This is a genomic window from Erwinia pyrifoliae DSM 12163 (genome assembly GCF_000026985.1).
Lineage (GTDB): Bacteria > Pseudomonadota > Gammaproteobacteria > Enterobacterales > Enterobacteriaceae > Erwinia > Erwinia pyrifoliae.
In genome coordinates, this window is record NC_017390.1 from 3,495,151 (window position 1) to 3,518,384 (window position 23,234).

Consider the following 23,234-nt stretch of genomic DNA (forward strand, 5'->3'; position numbering starts at 1 on the left):
TCTACGCTTGAGAGTGCAGGATGATGATCTTATTCGTTAAGCTTTTGCTTTCAATCACTACTGACCAGCTCATAAAAAGAATCCTCCGCCAACAAAAATGCTTTCAGCAACACTTTTATGGTGATTGTAGGATTATGTTGGGTTTTTTCACTTTTTAGTCCGGAGGCACTATGAATGTGTCAAGTATGTATATACTCAGTTTAAATGCGGCATATCAGAAAAGTTGAATGGATGATTATGACCATCAGCAACAAAATCATAGCTGTCGGCCATCAGAATTACTTAATTTTTTTTGCCAGCATGAAATAGCCGGTTCTTAATCATATTTTTAGAGGAAATACTGATGGAAGAAAAACTTAGAAACGTTTTTGAAGACTCCTTTCGTATTTTTTTAGAACGGGAATGTGAAAATATATGCAGTGGAGTGAGCGAGAGGAACCTATGTGCCAGACTGGCTTGTATTCTTGAAATTGAATCACACAAGTCTGGCTTTCCGGAAAATTACGTTGCTGATGTGGAATACAACAGAATGCAGGGTGGTAATATAAAAACCATAATTAATGGAAATCCAGAAACAATAAAAATTACTTGCGATCTAATTCTTCATTCAAGAGGTAAGCAAGGGGAGAATGATAACCTCATTGCTATTGAAATGAAAAAGAAAGGACGTCGTGAAGAAGAAAGCGAGAGTGACAGAAAGCGACTAATTGCAATTACCAGAAAATCTTTTGATGAAATTTGGGCATTGGATGAACTCTCGCTTGAACACGTTTGTGGTTATAAACTCGGCTACTTTATCGAAATTGACAATATAAGTAGAAACTGCAAAATCACAGAATTTATAAACGGGGAAGAAAAAGAGCCTGTAATTTAAATTGTGTATCTGCCTGTTTTTGATATGTTCATTCCAACAACGGANACAGGCACATTATGGACGAAAAGAAACTCAAGGCCCTTGCGGCTGAACTGGCTAAAGGCCTTAAAACCGAAGCCGANCTCAATGCGTTTTCCCGCATGCTGACGAAACTAACCGTCGAAACAGCACTGAATGCTGAACTGACAGAGCACCCCGGGCACGAGAAAAATGCTCCCAAAGCAGGCTCGAATACCCGAAACGGCTACTCATCAAAAACGGTGCTGTGCGACGACGGCGAGATTGAACTCAGCACGCCCCGTGACCGTGAAAACACCTNTCAGCCTCAGTTGATAAAGAAAAGCCAGACGCGTATCACGCAGATGGACAGCCAGATTTTATCTCTGTACGCCAAAGGAATGACCACGCGGGAAATCGTCGCCACGTTCAGGGAAATGTACGATGCTGACGTGTCGCCCACGCTGATATCCAAAGTCACCGACGCGGTCAAAGAGCAGGTCGCAGAGTGGCAAACCCGGCCTCTGGATGCGCTGTATCCCATCGTTTATCTTGACTGTATTGTGGTCAAGGTTCGTCACGGTGGCAGCGTGATTAACAAAGCCGTCTTCCTTGCTCTGGGCATTAATACCGAAGGCCAGAAAGAGCTGTTGGGCATGTGGCTGGCAGAAAACGAAGGCGCGAAGTTCTGGCTCAGCGTGCTGACAGAGCTTAAAAANCGGGGCCTTCAGGACATCCTGATTGCCTGTGTGGACGGACTGAAGGGCTTCCCGGATGCGATAAACAGCGTTTATCCTCAGACAAATATCCAGCTGTGTATTATTCATATGGTGCGCAACAGCCTGAAATACGTGTCGTGGAAGGACTACAAAGCCGTCACCGGCGGGCTGAAAANGGTGTATCAGGCTCCGACAGAAGAGGCGGCGCTGATGGCGCTGGATAAGTTTGCNGGCATCTGGGACGAGAAATACCCGCAAATCAGTAAGAGCTGGCGCACACACTGGGAAAATCTTAATACGTTCTTCGGCTATCCGNCCGATATCCGCAAAGCAATCTACACCACGAATGCCATTGAGTCGCTGAACAGCGTTATCCGTGCAGCTATTAAAAAACGAAAGGTATTCCCGACAGACGACTCGGTGCGGAAAGTGATTTATCTGGCGATCNAGGATGCGTCAAAAAAATGGAATATGCNGATCCAGAACTGGGAGCNTGTAATTTAAATTGTGTATCTGCCTGTTTTTGATATGTTCATTCCAACAACGGAGACAGGCACATTATGGACGAAAAGAAACTCAAGGCCCTTGCGGCTGAACTGGCTAAAGGCCTTAAAACCGAAGCCGANCTCAATGCGTTTTCCCGCATGCTGACGAAGCTTACCGTTGAAACAGCACTCAATGCTGAGCTGACTGACCACCTCGGGCACGAGAAAAACGCCCCAAAAGCAGGCTCCAATACCCGCAACGGCTATTCGTCAAAAACTCTGCTGTGCGATGACGGCGAGATTGAACTCAGCACACCGCGTGACCGTGAAAACACCTTTGAACCTCTGCTGATAAAGAAAAACCAGACGCGTATCACGCAGATGGACAGCCAGATTTTGTCCCTGTACGCCAAAGGCATGACGACCCGAGACATCGTCGCCACGTTCAGGGAAATGTACGATGCGGACGTGTCGCCCACGCTGATTTCAAAAGTCACGGATGCCGTTAAAGAGCAGGTTGCTGAATGGCAGAACCGCCCGTTGGATGCACTTTATCCCATTTGTTTATCTTGACTGTATCGTGGTGAAAGTTCGTCACGATGGCAGCGTGATTAACAAGGCCGTCTTCCTCGCTCTGGGCATTAATACCGAAGGCCAGAAAGAGCTGTTGGGCATGTGGCTGGCAGAAAACGAAGGCGCGAAGTTCTGGCTCAGCGTGCTGACAGAGCTTAAAAANCGGGGCCTTCAGGACATCCTGATTGCCTGTGTGGACGGACTGAAGGGCTTCCCGGATGCGATAAACAGCGTTTATCCTCAGACGCATATCCAGCTGTGTATTATTCATATGGTGCGCAACAGCCTGAAATACGTGTCGTGGAAGGACTACAANGCCGTCACCGGCGGGCTGAAAAAGGTGTATCAGGCTCCGACAGAAGAGGCGGCGCTGATGGCGCTGGATAAGTTTGCAGGCATCTGGGACGAGAAATACCCGCAAATCAGTAAGAGCTGGCGCACACACTGGGAAAATCTTAATACGTTCTTCGGCTATCCGCCCGATATCCGTAAGGCTATCTACACCACGAACGCCATCGAATCACTGAACAGCGTGATCCGCGCAGCCATCAAAAAGCGAAAGGTGTTCCCGACAGATGACTCGGTGAGAAAGGTCATTTATCTGGCGATCAAGGATGCGTCAAAAAAATGGAATATGCCGATCCAGAACTGGCGGCTGGCAATGAGCCGTTTTATTATCGAGTTCGGTGANCGCCTGAGCGATCACCTTTAATACGGTGGCAGTTACACAGAATTATTTACAGGGTCCTTCATGCAGTTCATCTATTATTTGCCATTGCCTGCCTTGCTCCTTCCATTGTTCTCTTTACGTCTCCCAACGTTTTCTCCCTTCTTCATTTTCTTCGTCACGCTTACGTTGCTCAGCAGTTAGGGTCAGAATGGACGCCAAGACAGTTAGAATAGCTGCACCACAATCGTGGGTTATGCTGGGTAATGTAACTGGCTCCTGCATCTTATGTTCCAGCTTGGATTCGTCCTGGATAATGTTGCGGCGTTTGCTGGCGAATCGGGAAAAAGTACTGCTCAGGTCATCCGTTTTAAATTCATCCTCACTCTTAGTAGCAGCTTTTTACCCATCGATTGCAAAACCTCGTTATCAATGCCCCGTAAGCTGGGCGTAGGGTAAAAATAGATACTCATGACATCAGGTGACTAAATTTCACTGATACTGGTAAATTTGTGAACACCTGCCAGATATGGCCTGAACAGCGCCAACTTGTACCCGTTCCTGACCACGCCCTACTATTTTGGGTAAATATCATGGCAGGCATGAATTCATATCATCAGTGGCAGCCAGATACATCGACAATTCTGTCAGAATGACCACTCAACTCAGGGAAAGATGATGATCCCACATGAAACAGGCGGTGCAGTCATGCGGGATCACTGAATAGCAAAATACGGATACTAGAGAGTCAGCGTAAGGGGTGCCGAAATTAGGAACGCTGCAAACTGGCATTGGTGCCTGATAACGAAAAGCTGAACATGGCTTTAGACCCTGTAAATAATTCTGTGTAACTGCCACCGTATTAAAGGTGATCGCTCAGGCGNTCACCGAACTCGATAATAAAACGGCTCATTGCCAGCCGCCAGTTCTGGATCGGCATATTCCATTTTTTTGACGCATCCTTGATCGCCAGATAAATGACCTTTCTCACCGAGTCATCTGTCGGGAACACCTTTCGCTTTTTGATGGCTGCGCGGATCACGCTGTTCAGTGATTCGATGGCGTTCGTGGTGTAGATAGCCTTACGGATATCGGGCGGATAGCCGAAGAACGTATTAAGATTTTCCCAGTGTGTGCGCCAGCTCTTACTGATTTGCGGGTATTTCTCGTCCCAGATGCCTGCAAACTTATCCAGCGCCATCAGCGCCGCCTCTTCTGTCGGAGCCTGATACACCTTTTTCAGCCCGCCGGTGACGGCNTTGTAGTCCTTCCACGACACGTATTTCAGGCTGTTGCGCACCATATGAATAATACACAGCTGGATATGCGTCTGAGGATAAACGCTGTTTATCGCATCCGGGAAGCCCTTCAGTCCGTCCACACAGGCAATCAGGATGTCCTGAAGGCCCCGNTTTTTAAGCTCTGTCAGCACGCTGAGCCAGAACTTCGCGCCTTCGTTTTCTGCCAGCCACATGCCCAACAGCTCTTTCTGGCCTTCGGTATTAATGCCCAGAGCGAGGAAGACGGCCTTGTTAATCACGCTGCCATCGTGACGAACTTTCACCACGATACAGTCAAGATAAACAAATGGGATAAAGTGCATCCAACGGGCGGTTCTGCCATTCAGCAACCTGCTCTTTAACGGCATCCGTGACTTTTGAAATCAGCGTGGGCGACACGTCCGCATCGTACATTTCCCTGAACGTGGCGACGATGTCTCGGGTCGTCATGCCTTTGGCGTACAGGGACAAAATCTGGCTGTCCATCTGCGTGATACGCGTCTGGTTTTTCTTTATCAGCAGAGGTTCAAAGGTGTTTTCACGGTCACGCGGTGTGCTGAGTTCAATCTCGCCGTCATCGCACAGCAGAGTTTTTGACGAATAGCCGTTGCGGGTATTGGAGCCTGCTTTTGGGGCGTTTTTCTCGTGCCCGAGGTGGTCAGTCAGCTCAGCATTGAGTGCTGTTTCAACGGTAAGCTTCGTCAGCATGCGGGAAAACGCATTGAGNTCGGCTTCGGTTTTAAGGCCTTTAGCCAGTTCAGCCGCAAGGGCCTTGAGTTTCTTTTCGTCCATAATGTGCCTGTCTCCGTTGTTGGAATGAACATATCAAAAACAGGCAGATACACAATTTAAATTACANGCTCTGGCTTTACGTTAAATTTCGGCTTCCCTTGAAAAAAATTAACTCAGCTCAATTCAATAGATGGTTGCAATCTATTTCTGTTTCTTTACATTTCTCCCATTTATACTCTTCTCTGTTTCCATTAGGCCCCATGCCATTATAGTCAGCTTGATCCATTTGTTCTTTCAGTCGACCTTTCATTTCGTCCCACTCATCTGCACTGGCTCCATATGAAACAGAGATCAAGCAACTAAAGAAAATGATTTTAAGAATTTCTTTCATATTTATTCCCATGTTAATGTTATTCCATCTTTAATAACGCGTTAGCACTCAATATTAGTGCATTTGCAATAATTAGCTTAAAGAGAGAACATTGCAAGGGGTTTCGGTATTCTGTTGCGCCCGCATTGAAATTAACTGAAATGATAATTTTCGACCATAAAAGAGTACCGCTTTGCTTATGGTTGGCTGTAAGTTTGGTATTTATAACCTCCGTTTGCGAGGGGGGCTTCCCCCATAAATGAATCCGTTTACTGAAGCTGTCGGTTTAGGTGAGACTATTTTTAATAGAATTATTACAGGGTGATGATATAGCCCCTCCGTTTTTTAGTACCACTTCCAGTTAGGATCTCCGGCCAGCTTTTGCCTCGCGTAAATAACGGGAGACATCCCACCCAGTGAACTGTGCGGGCGTTCTTCGTTATATTCACTACGCCACTGTTCAGTTAAAATCCGAACTTCTGATAGCGAGCAGAACAAATACATATCCGGTATTTCTGTTCGCAGCGTTTTATTAAACCGTTCGATAAAGCCGTTCTGCATTGGCCTGCCTGGCTGAATAAAATCGAGTATTATGCCGTGAAGTTCTGCCCATTCGGCTAACGCTGCCGCTGTGAACTCCGGGCCGTTATCGCTGCGAATACAAACCGGATAACCTCTTTCTTCGCTCAGACGTTCCATGATCCTACCCGCCAATAGTGGACACGCGACTAAGTGAGTAAACTCTCAAGCAAGAGGTGACTCATGACAAAACCAGCATCAACCAGCAAAAAGCCACGCAAACAACATACGCCTGAATTTCGCAACGAAGCCCTGAAACTTGCTGAGCGTATCGGTGTGGCTCCAGCTGCCCGTGAACTCCGTCTGTATGAATCGCAGCTTTATGCCTGGCGCAGCAAGCTCAAAAATGCACATTCCTCTTCTGAACGTGAGCAGGAAATGTCTGTTGAAATTGCCCGCCTTAAGCGGCAACTGGCGGAGCAGGCTGAGGAGCTGGCCATTCTCCAAAAGGCCGCGACATACTTCGCGAAGCGCCTGAAATGAAGTATGTCTTTATCGAAAAAAATCGGGCTGAGTTCAGTATCAAGGCCATGTGTCGTGTGCTTAGAATTGCCCGAAGCGGCTGGTATGTCTGGTGCCTGCGTCGCCATCAAATCAGCCCGCGCCAGCAGTTCCGCCTCATCTGCGATAAGGCCGTCGGTAAGGCATTTACTGAGGCAAAACAGCGTTATGGCGCACCTCGTCTTGCTGACGAGCTGCCGGAGTACAACATCAAAAACCATTGCCGCCAGCCTGCGACGTCAGGGGCTGCGGGCGAAAGCGGCCCGCAAGTTCAGTCCGGTCAGTTATCGTGAACACGGCCTGCCCGTGTCAGAGAACCTGCTGAAACAGGATTTTTACGCCAGCGGCGCAAACCAGAAGTGGGCAGGTGACATCACCTACTTACGTACAGATGAGGGCTGGCTGTATCTGGCGGTGGTCATTGACCTGTGGTCGCGTTCCGTCATTGGCTGGTCGATGTCGCCGCGTATGACCGCACAACTGGCCTGCGACGCACTGCAGATGGCGTTGTGGCGGCGAAAACGTCCTGAAAAAGTGATTGTTCACACTGACCGTGGTGGGCAGTACTGTTCATCGGATTATCAGAGCTTGCTGAAATGTCATAATCTGCGCGGGAGCATGAGCGCAAAAGGCTGCTGTTATGACAATGCCTGCGTGGAAAGCTTCTTTCATTCGCTGAAGGTGGAATGTATCCACGGAGAACGCTTTGCCAGCCGGGAAATAATGCGGACAACGGTGTTTAATTATATCGAGTGTGATTACAATCGGTGGCGTCGTCACAGTGCCTGTGGCGGCCTTAGTCCTGAACAATTTGAAAACCAGAACCTCGCTTAGGGCTGTGTCCACATTACGTGGGTAGGATCANCAGAACCCAGCAGGTATGTTTAAATCAACATCAATTGCCAGTGCCTCCCGGTTAAAATCCTCCACTACGTTGAACAGACGGAACCTCCGCCCATCCGTCAGGGCATCGCTCATAAAATCAACTGACCAGCAATGATTCATATTAACCGGAACAGTAAGAGGCTGTGGATGTCGGTTGGGTAAGCGTTTTTGCCCTTGCGGCGGAAGTTTAGCTTTAGCAGGCGATACACCCGGTAAACCCGCTTCGCATTCCACTGCATCCCTGACTGACGTAACTTCCTGAACATCAGGCCAAAACCATACGCCGGATACCGCTCCGCCAGTTTTTGTAATGCCTCGATCACGGGCATGTCCGGTGTCGTGTCAGGGCAGTAATGTAAAAGGCTTCGGCTGATCCCGACGATCCGGCACCCGCGCCGTTCGCTGGTCTGATGCTCCGTCATAACATAACGCACCAGCTCACGTTTTTCGGGTACCGTTAAAGTTTTTTTGCCACAACATCCTTAAGGATTTCGTGATCCAGGCTCAGTGAAGCGTACATTTGTTTTAAACGGCGATTTTCCTCTTCTGACTCTTTCATTCGTTTGATATCAGAAGATTCCATGCCGCCATATTTTGCTTTCCAGTTGTAATAGCTGGCTTCTGAAACACCATTTTCACGGCAGACATCTTTCACATGCCGGCCCCCTTCAACCTCTTTAAGAACCCGCAGGATCTGAGATTCAGTGAAACGCGCTTTCTTCATGATGAGCCTCCATTGGTTGTATTTTAACCAGATAACTTTATCAGGCGGTAAGACTAAATTCAGGGGGGACTACATTTGGGCTTGAATCCAAGGGCAGCAAAGTTATCCAGCATAGACTTTTAGACCAATCATATGTAAAATTAATGAATTGAAATCAAAGGGATGATGGCTATAAGTACCAGAAAAGAGATTAAGTATGGTTCCCAATTTGATCGCCTTACAGGCGGTATCGTCTACACAGAAGTTCTGGGCTGGGTAGATATGGGACATGCAAGGGGTGATGACATAGCTACCCTCAAACGCCAGTTCATGGATGGTGAACGAAGCGGTAAAGACTATTACACCGTGATCTATCGTCAGGACATGAGGGTCGCTCGCTTTGGAACTTCATTTGGTGTCGGTAAGTTCACTCGCTGGGATATAAAATGTGGCAGAAGTAATGATGAGGTTAATCGCATCATGCTGGCAATGATGATGACTACCGCATCAAAGTTTGAAAATCTGGACCCTGTAAANAATTCTGTGTAACTGCCACCGTATTAAANGTGATCGCTCAGGCGNTCACCGAACTCGATAATAAAACGGCTCATTGCCAGCCGCCAGTTCTGGATCGGCATATTCCATTTTTTTGACGCATCCTNGATCGCCAGATAAATCACTTTCCGCACCGAGTCGTCTGTCGGGAATACCTTTCGTTTTTTAATAGCTGCACGGATAACGCTGTTCAGCGACTCAATGGCATTCGTGGTGTAGATTGCTTTGCGGATATCGGNCGGATAGCCGAAGAACGTATTAAGATTTTCCCAGTGTGTGCGCCAGCTCTTACTGATTTGCGGGTATTTCTCGTCCCAGATGCCNGCAAACTTATCCAGCGCCATCAGCGCCGCCTCTTCTGTCGGAGCCTGATACACCNTTTTCAGCCCGCCGGTGACGGCTTTGTAGTCCTTCCACGACACGTATTTCAGGCTGTTGCGCACCATATGAATAATACACAGCTGGATATTTGTCTGAGGATAAACGCTGTTTATCGCATCCGGGAAGCCCTTCAGTCCGTCCACACAGGCAATCAGGATGTCCTGAAGGCCCCGNTTTTTAAGCTCTGTCAGCACGCTGAGCCAGAACTTCGCGCCTTCGTTTTCTGCCAGCCACATGCCCAACAGCTCTTTCTGGCCTTCGGTATTAATGCCCAGAGCAAGGAAGACGGCTTTGTTAATCACGCTGCCACCGTGACGAACCTTGACCACAATACAGTCAAGATAAACGATGGGATACAGCGCATCCAGAGGCCGGGTTTGCCACTCTGCGACCTGCTCTTTGACCGCGTCGGTGACTTTGGATATCAGCGTGGGCGACACGTCAGCATCGTACATTTCCCTGAACGTGGCGACGATTTCCCGCGTGGTCATTCCTTTGGCGTACAGAGATAAAATCTGGCTGTCCATCTGCGTGATACGCGTCTGGCTTTTCTTTATCAACTGAGGCTGANAGGTGTTTTCACGGTCACGGGGCGTGCTGAGTTCAATTTCACCGTCATCGCACAGCANCGTTTTTGATGAGTAGCCGTTTCGGGTATTCGAGCCTGCTTTGGGAGCATTTTTCTCGTGCCCGGGGTGCTCTGTCAGTTCAGCATTCAGTGCTGTTTCGACGGTTAGTTTCGTCAGCATGCGGGAAAACGCATTGAGNTCGGCTTCGGTTTTAAGGCCTTTAGCCAGTTCAGCCGCAAGGGCCTTGAGTTTCTTTTCGTCCATAATGTGCCTGTCTCCGTTGTTGGAATGAACATATCAAAAACAGGCAGATACACAATTTAAATTACAGGCTCTAATAAAACTGCTCATCGCCAGCCGCCAGTTATGGATCGGCATACTCCATTTTTTAAGCATCCTTGATCGCCAGATAAATNACCTTTCTCACCGAGTCNTCTGTCGGGAACACCTTTCGCTTTTTGATGGCTGCGCGGATNACGCTGCCGCTGTGACGAACTTTTACCACTAAGCAGTCAACATAAACAATGGGATACAGCGCATCCAGAGGACTATTTTGCCACTCAGTGACCTGCTCTTTGACCGCGACGGTGACTTTAGATATATCAGCGTGGGCGACACCTCAGCATCGTATATCGCTTTGAAGGTGGCGACGATTTCCCACATGCTGATGCCTTTGGCATACAGGAAAAAAATCTGGCTTTCCATCTGCGTGAAACGCGTCTGATTATTCTTTATCAGCTGCGGCTCGAAGGTGTTTTCACGGTCGCGCGGTGTGTTCAGCTCGATTTCGCCGTCGTCGCACAGCAGCGTTTTGGATGAATAGCCATTGCGGGTGTTTGAGCCTGATTAAGGGGCGTTTTTCTCGTGTCCGGGATGGTCAGTCAGCTCTGCATTCAGAGCCGTTTCGACGGTTAATTTCGTCAGCATGCGTTAAAACGCATTGAGNTCGGCTTCGGTTTTAAGGCCTTTAGCCAGTTCAGCCGCNAAGGCCTGGAGTTTCTTTCGTCCATAATTTGCCTGTCTCCGTTGTTGGAGTGAACAGATTAAAAACAGGCAATGACGCAATTCTAATTACAGTCTCCCTTTTCGTTCCCGCTACTTTGCTCGTTACTATTTTCTGCGTATTCTTGCCAGCATCTGCACCAGCCTGTTGAGACTGAGAGCTCGCTTTTTCCAGCCCCGTATTTATTGCGGATTGGGGACAGTAAAACTGGCCATCACCATCAATTAACAGCTTGCCTGACGGTAATAAAAGCTGTAATAAGCGATACTTTCGAAATAAAATAGCAACCTAATAGATATTATCATTTGATTAGAATTCTTATAAGCAGATGAATTTTTATATCAACACCTGAATCTGATCTGGCAGGTACAACAAATCTAACCCCCTTTCGGCAACATAAAGGCAAGGAAAAAGAACAATACCGCGTCTTTCTGTCTTAGCGTACAGCCAGCCAGGCTGGCATATACTCGTACATGCCCCTGTCGCTCCCTAAAAGCCTGTTTTAAAAGTTAATTAACAATATGAAAATTATATGGTAAAAACAAACAATAAATTTCAGCTCTATGATAAAGTATTTTCAAATAAGGTTTCTATAATGCACTCCATCACTTCCCACTTTGACGTAATTCTTTCAGGAGCATCGATCTGTATGAAAAAAACTTTGAATTTTGTTTTATCTTCTCTTCTGCTTTTTAGTTGCATTTCTCAAGCAGATGTTAAAATTTTCGTCCACCCAGGAATGTTAAGTACTGAAGCAGACTTTACGCGAGCAGCCCAATTAGTGAGTGCTAAAACCTCCCCTGCTATTGATAGCTGGAATATTTTAACCGCCAGCCATTTCGCCAATGCAAATTATGCTCCACAACCTCAATCCTATGTGATTCGAGGTAATCCGTCTTGGGGAAAAGACAATTATGTTCTGCTGTTCCGTGATGCAGCAGCAGCTTATCAGCTAGCACTGCGCTGGAAAATATCTGGAGATACACAATATGCCGATGCAGCAGCGCGCGTGTTAGATGGATGGAGTAAAACACTGAGTGGTGTAGGTGGTACCAGCGATCGTTTCCTGACTTCAGGGATTTATGGTTACGAGTTGGCTAATGCTGGGGAAATTTTACGCACTTATCCAGGGTGGAAAGGTTTAGCCGATTTACAAAACATGATGCTTAAAGTGTTTTATCCGATGAACCATGACTTCCTTACCAACCATATAACTTATGGGGCTGAAGGAAAACACTACTGGGCAAACTGGGATTTGGCTAACATGGCATCAATGATGGCCATAGGCATCTTGACCGACCGCGATGATATTTATCATGAAGCTTTGAACTATGCCTATAATGGTAAAGGTAATGGCGCATTTACCAACGCTATGTGGCATGTTTCTCCCGAAGGGTTGGCTCAGGTACAGGAAAGTGGTCGCGATCAGGGGCACACAACGCTTGATATTGTACTGCTCGGCGTCCTTTGCCAAATGGCCTGGAATCAGGGAGATGACCTGTTCTCCTATAATGAGAACCTGTTACTGAAAGCCTCTGAATATGTTGCGAAATATAATCTGGGGAATGATGTTCCTTGGACAACCTATACTTCAGCAGATGGGTGGGTTCAAAGCACTATCTCTTCTTCGGCTCGTGGAAATATCAGACCCGCGTGGACACTGATTTATAATCATTATAGCCGAATTAAAAACCTGCCTGCAGTTTATACCGGTCAGATGATGAACCATGTCGGTGCAGAAGGTGGTGGCGGTAACTACGGTGGTAATAGTGGTGGCTTCGACCAGCTTGGATTCGGTTCACTGCTTTATAATAGCCCAGCGCAGTGATTTTATGCCCCCAATTGGGGGCATAACTGATTGTAAGCTATCGCTGCTATTCATTAGTCATAGATTGACAATCTAAAAATACCGCTTCCACATCCGTATTTTTTTGCTGGAAATGAAGTCACGCTGTAACGGCTTTTGGGAGGTGCAGGAAAAGAAATAAAACTACTGCTGGGCGTTTCAACATTATCATTGCTGTTGTTGGCAATTTGCACCCCGTTGATGCTGGCGATTATCGAAGAACTATTACGGCATTCTCCCATCCCTGCCCTTGCCGTTGAAACGGCATTACCACCACTGGCCATGATCCACTGTGTTCTGTTGGTACTGTTCAGCCCGTTATAGCTTCCATTGAAAAGACCTGTCTGCTGATAGGCACCGCTGCTTTTCCCTGTACTTTGCCAGCGGCCTTGTTGACAAATCAGAAGCGTATCGTTATCACCATTCGCTAATAAACCGTTATCCTCGCAGGAATTATCGATAATTCCGTGACCTTTAATTTTCAAATATTCATTGGCAGTGAGTCGTCCTTCAGCATTAATCGTGCCGGCTTTCAGCTCTCCGCTGGTATAAATGCCCTTGCCTTTATAGGATTTCACCCACCGATCGTCGTCCATGTAAAATCCCCCCTGGTGATCCTCATTCATCCAGCCATTGGCTTGCCGAGTGAGTATCCAGCCTCCGTTAGAGCGGATGTCGCCCTCTGCCATAATATTTCCATCTGACCAAAGTGCCTGATGGGCGACTATCCGCTTGCCACCGATATTTCCCTGAAAATTACCCGTGCCGGCATTTAATTGGCTGATGTTATTTATCCCATTTCCGTTCATATCAACAGACGTATGCATTTGATTCAGATCGCTTCGCCCTTCAACCCGGTAACGATACAGCCTGTCGCTTTCGGCTTTAACTGTTCCTGGCATGACGGCAGAGAGATAGTTGACCAGGTGTCCGCTTTCCGCAGTAACACCCAGTGCCTGCAAATCCATATCCCATGCGCCATCTGCCCCTTTCGCCATACCGGGTGAATAAATATAGCCGCCTGCCCCCTCCATGCTTCGTGCAATGTAACGGAGACCTTTATAGGCGATTGCGCTCCCCCCCAAGGTTATCAACATGCTGGTCATCCCGCTATGCTCATTGCGGGCGGTGCTCATAACCAGTTGATACGTTTGGCCTTGATTATTTTTCAAGGAAAAACCACTGGGTAAATAACCCTGTTGCGCTAATTCACCACAATCGATCACAAGGGAGCTGCGTCCCAGCAACTGATCCTGCAGCTCGTTGTAATGGTCTTTGATAAACCGCTTAGCACTAAAAGACAGGGTATTCATTTGAGATGCCGTCACATCCCACTCCTTCAGTTGCATATAATCTGCATAGCGCTGATAAGCGACAGGGGCAGCAATCAGCGTGATTGCCAGCACCAGACTCAGCGAGAACAGGGTGTCCCCCCGGTCAATACGCATAAAGCCTGCTTTCATATAATAATCGGCCTGTTTGAGTAAAAGTGAAAATGATTGCTAACATCGTGCAGATAAATAGAAATGGAGCATAAGCCAAACGAGTGCGGCAGGTAATCCAGGCTGTGGCAGACAGCAACAGAAACGCCAGCCCACAGAGCTGTGCTGCAACCACCCCGTTCAGCCAGCTAAAATATCCTGAAATCAGAAAGACATCGCCCAATCCCATCGCCTCACCACCACTCAACCGCCCGGCAAGGTGTCTCGCTAACAACAGGGTTGCAAAGACCATTAAGCTGTCGATAGCAGACCAGAAAACGACTGCCCATTCACCTTCGCCCGCGTGATAAATCAACCCACTTACCCAGAAACTGACCGTTAATCGTCGGGGTAACCAATGGTTACTGAAGTCAAGTAAAGTGAACAAATAGCCCCAGCACAGAAATATCAGCAGAAACACCCCACGCCAGACATCCTGTGCTGGTTGTTGCCAGAAAATCACCACAAACACGATTAACCACAACAGTCGCCAGCCTGCAATTTTTCGCCTGCTCAGAGCGTTACCGTCATGCATGTCAATAAATGCGATGGCCTGCTTCTCTGTTAGCCGCGCCGCAAAAATCACCATGATTGCTGCCAGCCACCCTGTCTCACTCACTGTTTATTACCTCGCCACTGCTGGCTGCGTAAATCCCTCCAGACCTTATAGACTCGCTGCGCGTACTGCTGTCTGCGGGTCTTATTCTTTCGACTAAAACCCGCATTATACGATCCCAGACATTGCCAGGTATTGCCGCACAAACGTAAATGCCTGGCGAGTATCCACGCGCCAATTTGTATATTCAGGCATGGGCGTGACAGAAGCTCGTTTGATGAATCAACGATTCCCAGGCGTCTCAATTCGGCGAGATGTCGATCGTTGATCTGCATAAGCCCAAAATCTCTGCTGACGACTCTTCCCCGGCTGTCCCGGTTAACTCCCTGACTGAGAGAATTTTCATGGCTTTCAACTAAGCCGATCGCGCGCAGCAGATCTGGCGCAATATGATAGCGCTGCCCGGCGCTCGCGTAACAAAATGAAGAGTCTGCGGCGGCCACGGGCAAGAAAAATGCAAAGATAAACCCCATTATCAATATTGGCACCTGGCTCATCCGATATTAGTTATCACTGATGAAGCTCAATATATTCCCTTTATGTTCGCCACTGTCGGCTACACATTGCCCCCCCAGATTCCCTGCCGATATTGAACCCCGGTTGATGGTGTCATTGATGCGGATAGCGTGAACAAAACTGGTCGTGCTGAGACGCTGAGCAATAGCGATACAGGCCTCTTGTGGCACCATTTGATAGATAAGGTGAAAGCCTGTTAATTCCCCGGCACTGTCTGCAGCTGGCTCGACGGAGACCGCACCTCCCCATACGTTTTGCAGATGTGCTTTACCTGAACTTTTATCCCCAATTATTGACATATTACCAGGAACACCACCGAACTGAATCAACGCCCCAATCATGGATTCGCCGCCCTCAAAATTGTAAGTTCCGTTAGTTTTCAACAAGGTACGGCTGTTATTCATCAGCTCACTAATATTACTGAGTTCAGTATTGGTATCATTACGACTGAACAACCCACCCCCTATACTGATACCAATAACCAACACTATTAAGGAGATGGTTATCCAGATCCCTGCCTCAAAAAGTGAGATCGCACCGCTATCAATATTGTTCTTTACGTTTTTATTTTTAATTTTCATCTTCTGTTTTCCTGTATATAAAAATCAGTGATTGGCGATAAGACCATTCAGATCTTGAGTGGAAAGCAGGATCAACGCCATATAAGAGGCATTGATCCCAAGCGCGGTATAGGATAAACGGGATGCCATTCGCTTAATTCTGACCACCGTCTTCTCCAGCCAGTAATAGCCATAGTTTTCGATTATTCTTTCACTGCGATCGCCACTGGACAATAATATCAACCGATCAATAGCTTGAGGAGAAGGGAACATATAACCGCTATCCCTGAAAGCATGTCCGAGCTGCTTCCCCTGACGTATCTGCATGAGTGAAGCTGTCAGGCGCTCAAATAACCAGGGAGAGGCTTGGCGGGAAAGTAGCAGCAATGCGTCCTGCGTTTTGATTTGCGCCCGCATTAATGCGGTGAAATTGAGTAAAAACGCGATCCCCTGAATATCACGATAAAGACTCCAGGGCAGCAACATATCTAACACTCGACGGCGGCTTTCTCCGGTAAGATTAGGCAATGACCAGTAAATTCCGATAGTTAAGGAGAACAGAACTGCGCCAATGATGACCAGATGATTGATTAGCATTGCGGAAATTGTTGAAAGCCACCAGAGTGCACCTGTCCACTGTTCAGCAGGCACCAGGCTTGCCAGACGAGGTAGAAAGCGGGACTCAACCATATACATCATTACCAGCGAGGAAATAAACAGAAGAAACGGGTAGGAGAGTGAAGAATAGCAGGCCGAACGCATCTCTCCGTTCGCTCTGGCAATTTTCATGGCGCGTTTAAAAGCAGAAGCTAAATCCCCATCCTGGTTCCCGGCCTGAATGAGAATCATCTCCTGAAGGGGTACCCACCCCTCTAACCCCCGGTCTGGGGAGCTTCCCTGTTTTAATGCTTTTAACATTTCTTGTAGGCACAAGGCTTGGGCAGAATATTTATTTCGCTGGCTGGCAATCATTGATTGCAAAGCATCTTCAGTTTTTAGGTTATTCTCTAATAGAAATGCCAAGTCTTCATACAATGCCAGACGGTCCTCGACTGAAAATGTTTTCATCGCCAGCCATCGTGAGGCTAAATCTCGTTTTGCGCGAAGCTTAATTTGCTGGCATTCAGGTATGAATACAAATCGCTTAGCTTTCATCATACCGGCCTTTTATTCAATACAGATAATGTCAGCACATCCTCATCGAGCGGGCATTGAACATCAGCATCCAGAGGATCCACCAAGCCTTCATTTAAATACGTCTGTAGATGTTGACGTCGCGTAATACCATTTAATTCTGTTACCCAATAATGCCGGGCAGCCAATTTCCCTTCATGACGATACTTTGTCATAAAACCTACGTCGGGGCCGATGACTTCAGCAATAACACGTCTGCCAGTGACTCCGGCAGTGCAATACGTGCACCCTTCCTTATGACGGAAATAGAGCTTTTCAACCTGACAATGGCGGGTCAATAGCTGATGTTGTGCCGCCGTCAGTTTGGACTGAACCTCTTGCCAATGCTGTTTACAGTGGGGGCACAATACTTGCACCAGCCGTTGTGCAATCAATCCGATCATAATTTGCGGATCGGCTATATGTGCCACCGGTACATCAAGCGTGTCCGTCAGTCGGGCAAGAATGCCGGGGGCGTCATTCGCATGTAAAGTGGTCTGTACCAGATGTCCAGATTTCGCAGCAATCAGTGCTGACTTCAGAGAATTCGTATCACGAATTTCGCCAATAATCATCGCATCAGGATCGAGCCGCAAAGAGGCCGAGATGGAGCGATTCCATGCAAAGTCGACCGCCAGAGGATCGCTTTTGTCGGCAATGACGGGCGTTTGTACCGCGCCGCTAATCAACCCTTCCGGGGGATCTTCTAATGTCAACAGGCGCTTATGCTGACCGTAACGGGTCAAATAAAGCTCGCTAAAAGACCTTAATGAAGTACTTTTACCCGATCCCGTCGGGCCTGCAATAATCAGTATTCCCTCCGGGCGCGATAACATTCGATGAATCAATTGCTGCTGCGGCGGCAGAAAACCGAGATCCTGCAAAGAAGGTGGGTTACCTCCTTCATCGGGCAGAATTCGCATAACAACGTACAGTCCAAATTCTGCTGGAGTATGCGCATAGCGTGCACCAAATAAATTAAGGTCCTGCACAAATTCTTTGCGGATCCTGCCATCCTGGGCGCGGTTAGGGTTAAAGCTTTTTTCAGTGACATCACACATCGACATAATAATTGTCGATGCAAGTTGCATCCCTTCGTCTTTTTCTAACTGAGCGATGGTATGCAATTCTCCATGTATACGAATCTGCACAATGCAGACATTATTCATGCCGATTAACAGATGGATATCGGAGGCATTTCGTCGTTTTGCACTACGGAAAAAGCCGACCACCCTTGCCTGCTGTTCTGAATTAGCTTCGGTTTTACCTCCGCTATGCACACCATTTTTTTGTAAAGCTCGCAGCTCTTCAAGTGGAATGGATTGAAATTCGGCTTCAGGCATCGATCTGAGTAATCGGGCAAGTGCATTTTGCGTCTCAGGATCATGACAATGATCCTGAGAGAAAAACACGCCAGGACGCCGATCCTGACTCTCATCAAAATAAACGTAACCAGACATATCAACCCTTTTTAATTAACGTTTGAACGGCAGCAACGTCGTCCGACCACGACCGTCAACCACCGTTACACGATCGGCAGAAACATCCACAATCTGTGATGAAATTCCCGGCAGTAATGTCCCTGAGACCACATTCAACCGCTGATTACCGGGTAGTTCCAACTCGGCCACCAATTTACGGCCTTTTCCAGAAATCTGAACGATTTGTGGCATAGAGGGAGTGACGGAATTTTCACTGAATGCATTGTTGGGTAATGTCTCGTCAGGTGATTCTTCTCTTTGTAGCGGGTGAGCGGTTATACCCGCAGAGGGACTGGGCTGAGAGCCTTTCAGCGCACTTAATGCTTTATTACGAGACAGCTGAGCCTCATAAAGAAGGGTCTCTGACTGCAATGCTTCCAGCTGCCCAAGCGTGACGGACGGAGTAGAGTTAAGATCGGCAAAGGCATAACCCTGTTGTAAAAGTGACATTGCGGCAAGGCAATACCGCGCGGCAATTTTAGATATTCGGTAAGCCAAAAATACGGAACTAATTTTCATAGAAAAGACCCGTTAAAGTGTACTCCAGCCGAACCCCTTGACGTTGCACCCGCAATTGCGTTCCCCTTAAATGGATATTGTTAAAGAGCGACGTATTTAGCAGCTCGAGCGGGGGAATAAAGGTAATGATGGTAAAACGTGTTGATTTCCAACGCGAGGCTGATGCCCTGGCGACTGAATGACCTTCGGCTGAAAGGTTAAGGGATAAATTCATAGACTGTGCAAAACTCACTAATTGCCCTAACGTTATATTTTCTTGTGACTGTGCGGTTGGTCTCAATGTGCCGGGGGGCGCAGCGGCAAGCGTAAAACTGGCCGTGTCTGACGGGCCGGGCACATTAAATGCAGGTTGAATATTCTTCGGAAAGTAGTCATGCATGCGCTGAAGAAATTCATCAACCGTGCCTGACTGGCGGAGGACATAAGTCAAATTCATTGAGACATCCGGAAGGCAAAGGGCTTCCTTGAATTGCCACTGTGCGATAAACGCCGGCAACTGCTGCACGACGGTCTGACAACGCATTATCATCTGATTAAAGGACTGATAGAGTTCCCAGGGGGGAGGTTGCGGTTTTAATGGACGTTGCCTGGCCAATAATGCCGATTGAGCAGCCTCAATCCGCTCCTGGTTACGTTTGTTTTGCCAGAAATTATACAGGCTGATAAAGAGTGCACAAATCACCAAACCTAATCCGACCGTGCGAATAAAACCCTTTTCATTCACACTGCGCATGTGATTTCGGCGACTGACTGCGTCTTTACGGCAAATCAATGTTTCTAAATCAGGCAGATTATGAGTTTGTGTGCTGATTAATCCTTCTGGCGCGTAAACCCGCCATTCAGTTTCAGCAGAAACAAGTTTGAGAAAATTATTTTTATAGGCAATGATTTCCGTTAAAGATCCGGTGACATCGCTATAAACGGATAACTTCCCCTGCTGCACGGCAATAAAACAGTAGCGCTCCGCGCCTAAAGGTACAATCGCATAGCAGTCTGGCGATAACGCAGGTAACAGCGTTAGTGCCAGGGAGTAGATGCGCTGCCGTCTTTGAGATATGGCTCCTTCCCTTGTCACTGTCCCTAACAGAGTCCCTGCACCCTGATTCAAGATGGTGGAGGCGGCGACCCAGTGTGTTGCATCAAGCGCTTTTGCCCTGATACGTAAAGCTCTTCGCCCCGTAACCGGAAGAAACTGCCATTGCAGCCCGGCAATGAAAACCCGCTTACCCGCAATAAGACAGTCATGTTCAGAGTAAAATTGTCCGGACATAACGCTACTCACTCATCACAGGTGTGATCAAAATCACCAGCGTCGATCGATTGACATCCCCTTCAGCCCCACCACCGAGCGCAAAAAAGTGAGAGGAGCCTACGCCCTGATGATTTGCGGTGTTACTCATCGACTGATACCCGCTCAATACCAGCGTCTGCCCTGAGGACATAATGACGCGCTGGTTGAACGTTTTTAAACGGGTTTTCATCAATTCAACTGAGGTATTCTCACTGGTGAATTTACGGATCGTCGGCTCATCTGACATGTTGATGGCAAACTGTAACTGCATTCTGGAAGTGTGGGGGATCAGATATGGCAGTACCGTCATATTGAAACCCGTCGTGATCGTCGACTTACTGATACTACTGCTCGAACCCACATTCGCCGTGTTTTCGGTCGACGCGTTGGAAGCGTAATCCTGTTGCAGCGCAACCTGGATCGGTACTGCCGACAAATTCGTCGTCATGCTGGAAGCTTGCGTGAGCATACTCACGTTCGCCTGTTGTGCCAGTGCTTTGATAAAGGCGCTGCTTCCCTTACCCTTACCGTCAATAATGGAGACTCCGCCACTCATCATCGCCTCGGAGGCCTCCGTGTAGGCGTTGGTGAATGACAAGCCCAGGCTGTCTTTAAAGACGGCTTTCCAGTCAATACCCAGCCGATCGCTTTGTTGTTTTTCTACGCTATAAACCTGAACGTTGAGCATAACCTGACGGTTGAGCTCAATATTGCGTTCGTTAACGAAGCTGCGTACTTTAGCAAGTACCGGGGGCGTATCCATCACCGTCAGCATTCCAGCAGAAAGGCTCATGCGGCCCACCTGCGGAGTCAGCATCATTTTTATACTGTTGCGTAAATCTTCGTACAGCCCTGATTTAATCTCCATGGTTGTCGACTGTGCTGTGCTGCCATCATTTTGGCTGTTGCTGTTACTTTCGCCTGCGTTTGAATATGGGCTGTTTTCACTGGTGCTACCTCCCGATGACGACGTCGTCCCGCTGAGAATTTTGGATGAAAAACTGGCTTTGCTATCCATAAACAAAATGGGGAAATTCTGCGTATCAAGATAGAAAATCTCAATCCTTTGTTGTTGGTATCGCCATCCCAAACCCAGACGCCCGGTAATAGCATCCAATAACCCTGCACTGTCGCCACGCCAGTTAATGCCCTCCAGCGCTGCAAACTGGCTGGCGGATGAGGATGTTGATTGCTCTTCATCTGGAAGGGGGAGCGCGCCCGACGCTTGCTGATTATTTGCTGAAGATGCAACAGGAGATGTCGAACGCGCAGACAGGAATTCAATCGCATCGCGGGTAGGTGAAATGGGTACTCCGCATTGTTGACTGATAAAAGCGGTTAATTCATCTAAAGTGATACTTCCCGGATGATTCAGCGTCAGCATACAGGGCGGAATATGATGTTCAGCATCCCCATCAGGGTTTCCCGCAATCGGCTCAAGATCGACCCATTGCGTTGACATCTCCGTTACCACCTGGGCACTGGTTTGCTGACGAATAGCCTCTTCGCTACGCGTCTCGAGCGCTGATATTTGCCGGTCGGAATTATCAATTCGGTGCCAGCTGCTACAGGAAGCCTGTGCTAAGCAAAGGGTCACCATCAAAAGCTGTAGCCCTGCCGTCTTCTTCATATCGATTCAGTTCCTAAAAATAAATAACAGGCTTCCATCAGGGATAACCTGCGGCGGCTGGCTGTCTATGACATCCCCGAGACTATTGATTGCTTGCCCTTGCTGGCGCCTGGCAAGTAGTAAACTGCCGCCTGAGGCATTGAGTAGCGCTGAAAAGAGCGAATCCTGGTCTGGCATCCAGACATAGATATTTCGATTAGTGCTGATAACTGAAATCTTCTTTTGCAACCCGCTTTTGTACAATTGACTCATTGACTCCGTTGTCTGGCCTGGATGCCTGTAAATCCACTGATTGACTTCATCGATATAGTCCATGACCTCTCGGGCTTGCTGGTCAGCAGCACGCCTTTGCCGTAGATCAATGTGTGAACTGAGGTCTGACAGGCCGGAGTAGAGAACAAATCCAGCGAAGAGCACCACGCACCAATAACCCATGCTATCGATTGCCTGGGCTATCAACAGTCACCAAACATTGGCTGGCATAAATTTTTGCCGTCAGAGGTTTATTCGCAGAGAGATAAAGTGTCAGAACTGCTGTCAGTGCTTCTCTGAACGAGCCAGTAAAATGCAGAGGCGCATCGATAGGATAGTTAACACTTGTTAACCATTTCACCTTCCACACGGGTATTCCCTGGATATTGCAAGCCTGCAAAGATGCCCAAGTCATGAGCGCGCCCTTGAGAGTGTTTTGCGGTTCGATCACCCAGTCGCCACGGTACGTTACTGGTCGAGTTAATCCACTGGAAGGAGTCAGAAGAGTCTGAGTTGTTATCCCAGCCTGAATGGCAAAAGAGAAAAAAGTTAGTAAAAGGAATGTCAGTATTTTCATCTCATTCTTCGTAGAATTGAGCAAATATGAGACCTGATTTATCCACCAGGGATCATTTCACTCATTAGCAATAGACTCAATAAATTGCGCAGTGATGATGCAGGAGAGGGGAGTTCATGGATCGGTAACGGTATTTCAATATCAGCCGCAGTACCACAACTTAAGGATTGTCACTTTTATTTGCAATCCCATATTAATGATCCACGATATGTCTAATCATCTCACTGCCAACTTGATAGACAAAGCAACATAGCCAGGCTTGATTTCAACTTTTCATTAGACAAATCGGCACCTGTAACTTTTGCTTATGACCTATCAGCAACGCGTCATGTGTGCTTTTAGTAAGATACTGTAAACTTAATTAATTTCAACCCGGTCATATAAAAATTGTCAAGATGACTATTCAAAGCCAAATTCAG

The 23,234-nt window shown here is 47.6% G+C and carries 18 protein-coding genes and 6 pseudogenes; 7 read left to right on the forward strand and 17 right to left on the reverse strand.

Features of this window, described 5'->3' with window-relative positions; genetic code table 11:
• The first annotated feature begins 343 nt into the window (after nucleotides 1-343).
• From EPYR_RS15995 to EPYR_RS16005, 3 genes and pseudogenes are all read left to right on the forward strand, one after another.
• On the forward strand, nucleotides 344-874 hold the full coding sequence (locus EPYR_RS15995; RefSeq protein WP_012669405.1) for a hypothetical protein: 531 nt from the start codon (nucleotides 344-346) through the stop codon (nucleotides 872-874).
• 56 nt (nucleotides 875-930) lie between these two features.
• The gene (locus EPYR_RS16000; protein ID WP_014539523.1) at nucleotides 931-2,094 is read left to right on the forward strand and encodes an IS256 family transposase; all 1,164 of its coding nucleotides are present in this window, start codon (nucleotides 931-933) and stop codon (nucleotides 2,092-2,094) included.
• Between the two features lie 56 nt (nucleotides 2,095-2,150).
• Nucleotides 2,151-3,360, forward strand: a pseudogene (locus EPYR_RS16005) (IS256 family transposase).
• 817 nt (nucleotides 3,361-4,177) lie between these two features.
• On the opposite strand, the pseudogene EPYR_RS16010 reads toward EPYR_RS16005, so the two are convergent.
• From EPYR_RS16010 to EPYR_RS16020, 3 genes and pseudogenes are all read right to left on the reverse strand, one after another.
• Nucleotides 4,178-5,387, reverse strand: a pseudogene (locus EPYR_RS16010) (IS256 family transposase).
• 118 nt (nucleotides 5,388-5,505) lie between these two features.
• Nucleotides 5,506-5,718 carry a hypothetical protein gene (locus EPYR_RS16015; protein WP_226060677.1) on the reverse strand — a complete coding sequence of 71 codons (213 nt, stop codon included), beginning with the start codon at nucleotides 5,716-5,718 and terminating at the stop codon, nucleotides 5,506-5,508.
• Nucleotides 5,719-6,042: 324 nt separating this feature from the next.
• Nucleotides 6,043-6,402: pseudogene (locus EPYR_RS16020) on the reverse strand (integrase core domain-containing protein); the annotation flags it as partial.
• Between the two features lie 57 nt (nucleotides 6,403-6,459).
• Between EPYR_RS16020 and EPYR_RS21205 the strand changes: the two are divergent.
• Complete coding sequence (locus EPYR_RS21205) at nucleotides 6,460-6,759, forward strand: transposase (protein ID WP_011078074.1); 300 nt, start codon at nucleotides 6,460-6,462, stop codon at nucleotides 6,757-6,759.
• A 186-nt stretch (nucleotides 6,760-6,945) separates the two neighbouring features.
• Complete coding sequence (locus EPYR_RS21210; protein WP_014538726.1) at nucleotides 6,946-7,611, forward strand: IS3 family transposase; 666 nt, start codon at nucleotides 6,946-6,948, stop codon at nucleotides 7,609-7,611.
• Nucleotides 7,612-7,650: 39 nt separating this feature from the next.
• On the opposite strand, the pseudogene EPYR_RS20050 reads toward EPYR_RS21210, so the two are convergent.
• Nucleotides 7,651-8,386 (reverse strand): annotated as a pseudogene (locus tag EPYR_RS20050) (transposase); the annotation flags it as partial.
• A 171-nt stretch (nucleotides 8,387-8,557) separates the two neighbouring features.
• Between EPYR_RS20050 and EPYR_RS16045 the strand changes: the two are divergent.
• Nucleotides 8,558-8,890, forward strand: a pseudogene (locus EPYR_RS16045) (hypothetical protein); the annotation flags it as partial.
• 35 nt (nucleotides 8,891-8,925) lie between these two features.
• Here EPYR_RS16045 and EPYR_RS16050 read toward each other — a convergent pair.
• Together EPYR_RS16050 and EPYR_RS16055 are read right to left on the reverse strand one after the other, a co-directional pair.
• On the reverse strand, nucleotides 8,926-10,134 hold the full coding sequence (locus EPYR_RS16050; protein WP_014539525.1) for an IS256 family transposase: 1,209 nt from the start codon (nucleotides 10,132-10,134) through the stop codon (nucleotides 8,926-8,928).
• 196 nt (nucleotides 10,135-10,330) lie between these two features.
• A pseudogene (locus tag EPYR_RS16055) lies at nucleotides 10,331-10,914 on the reverse strand (transposase); the annotation flags it as partial.
• A gap of 491 nt (nucleotides 10,915-11,405) precedes the next feature.
• Here EPYR_RS16055 and EPYR_RS16060 point away from each other — a divergent pair.
• Entirely contained in the window at nucleotides 11,406-12,701 is a 1,296-nt protein-coding gene (locus EPYR_RS16060; protein WP_226060678.1) for an alginate lyase family protein, read from the forward strand.
• A gap of 53 nt (nucleotides 12,702-12,754) precedes the next feature.
• Here EPYR_RS16060 and pilV read toward each other — a convergent pair whose 3' ends face one another.
• The 11 genes from pilV to EPYR_RS18680 are packed head-to-tail and all read right to left on the reverse strand — an operon-like array spanning nucleotide 12,755 to nucleotide 22,815.
• Complete coding sequence (pilV, locus tag EPYR_RS16065) at nucleotides 12,755-14,182, reverse strand: shufflon system plasmid conjugative transfer pilus tip adhesin PilV (RefSeq protein WP_014539527.1); 1,428 nt, start codon at nucleotides 14,180-14,182, stop codon at nucleotides 12,755-12,757.
• Nucleotides 14,157-14,819 (reverse strand): A24 family peptidase, encoded by a 663-nt coding sequence (locus EPYR_RS16070; protein WP_012669421.1) that lies wholly within the window; start codon nucleotides 14,817-14,819, stop codon nucleotides 14,157-14,159. Before EPYR_RS16070 ends, pilV begins: the two co-directional genes overlap by 26 nt.
• Nucleotides 14,816-15,289 (reverse strand): lytic transglycosylase domain-containing protein, encoded by a 474-nt coding sequence (locus EPYR_RS16075; protein ID WP_226060679.1) that lies wholly within the window; start codon nucleotides 15,287-15,289, stop codon nucleotides 14,816-14,818. Before EPYR_RS16075 ends, EPYR_RS16070 begins: the two co-directional genes overlap by 4 nt.
• 30 nt (nucleotides 15,290-15,319) lie before the next feature.
• Entirely contained in the window at nucleotides 15,320-15,913 is a 594-nt protein-coding gene (locus EPYR_RS16080; RefSeq protein WP_012669423.1) for a type 4 pilus major pilin, read from the reverse strand.
• Nucleotides 15,914-15,937: 24 nt separating this feature from the next.
• Entirely contained in the window at nucleotides 15,938-17,050 is a 1,113-nt protein-coding gene (locus EPYR_RS16085) for a type II secretion system F family protein (RefSeq protein ID WP_014539528.1), read from the reverse strand.
• The gene (locus EPYR_RS16090) at nucleotides 17,047-18,525 is read right to left on the reverse strand and encodes a GspE/PulE family protein (protein WP_012669425.1); all 1,479 of its coding nucleotides are present in this window, start codon (nucleotides 18,523-18,525) and stop codon (nucleotides 17,047-17,049) included. The genes EPYR_RS16085 and EPYR_RS16090 overlap by 4 nt, the downstream gene beginning before the upstream one ends.
• Nucleotides 18,526-18,540: 15 nt before the next feature.
• Nucleotides 18,541-19,065, reverse strand: a complete 525-nt coding sequence (gene pilP, locus EPYR_RS16095; RefSeq protein WP_012669426.1) for a type IV pilus biogenesis protein PilP — start codon at nucleotides 19,063-19,065, stop codon at nucleotides 18,541-18,543.
• Nucleotides 19,055-20,335: a type 4b pilus protein PilO2 gene (gene pilO2, locus EPYR_RS16100; protein ID WP_012669427.1), complete on the reverse strand. Its 1,281-nt coding sequence runs from the start codon at nucleotides 20,333-20,335 to the stop codon at nucleotides 19,055-19,057. The genes pilP and pilO2 overlap by 11 nt, the downstream gene beginning before the upstream one ends.
• 4 nt (nucleotides 20,336-20,339) lie before the next feature.
• Complete coding sequence (gene pilN / locus EPYR_RS16105) at nucleotides 20,340-21,986, reverse strand: PilN family type IVB pilus formation outer membrane protein (protein ID WP_012669428.1); 1,647 nt, start codon at nucleotides 21,984-21,986, stop codon at nucleotides 20,340-20,342.
• A 6-nt stretch (nucleotides 21,987-21,992) separates the two neighbouring features.
• Nucleotides 21,993-22,421, reverse strand: coding sequence for a type IV pilus biogenesis protein PilM (pilM, locus tag EPYR_RS16110; RefSeq protein ID WP_012669429.1), 429 nt, complete (start codon nucleotides 22,419-22,421; stop codon nucleotides 21,993-21,995).
• Between the two features lies 1 nt (nucleotide 22,422).
• A complete protein-coding gene (locus EPYR_RS18680) occupies nucleotides 22,423-22,815 on the reverse strand; it encodes a TcpQ domain-containing protein (RefSeq protein WP_012669430.1) in 393 nt (130 codons plus the stop codon).
• Between the last annotated feature and the right edge of the window lie 419 nt (nucleotides 22,816-23,234).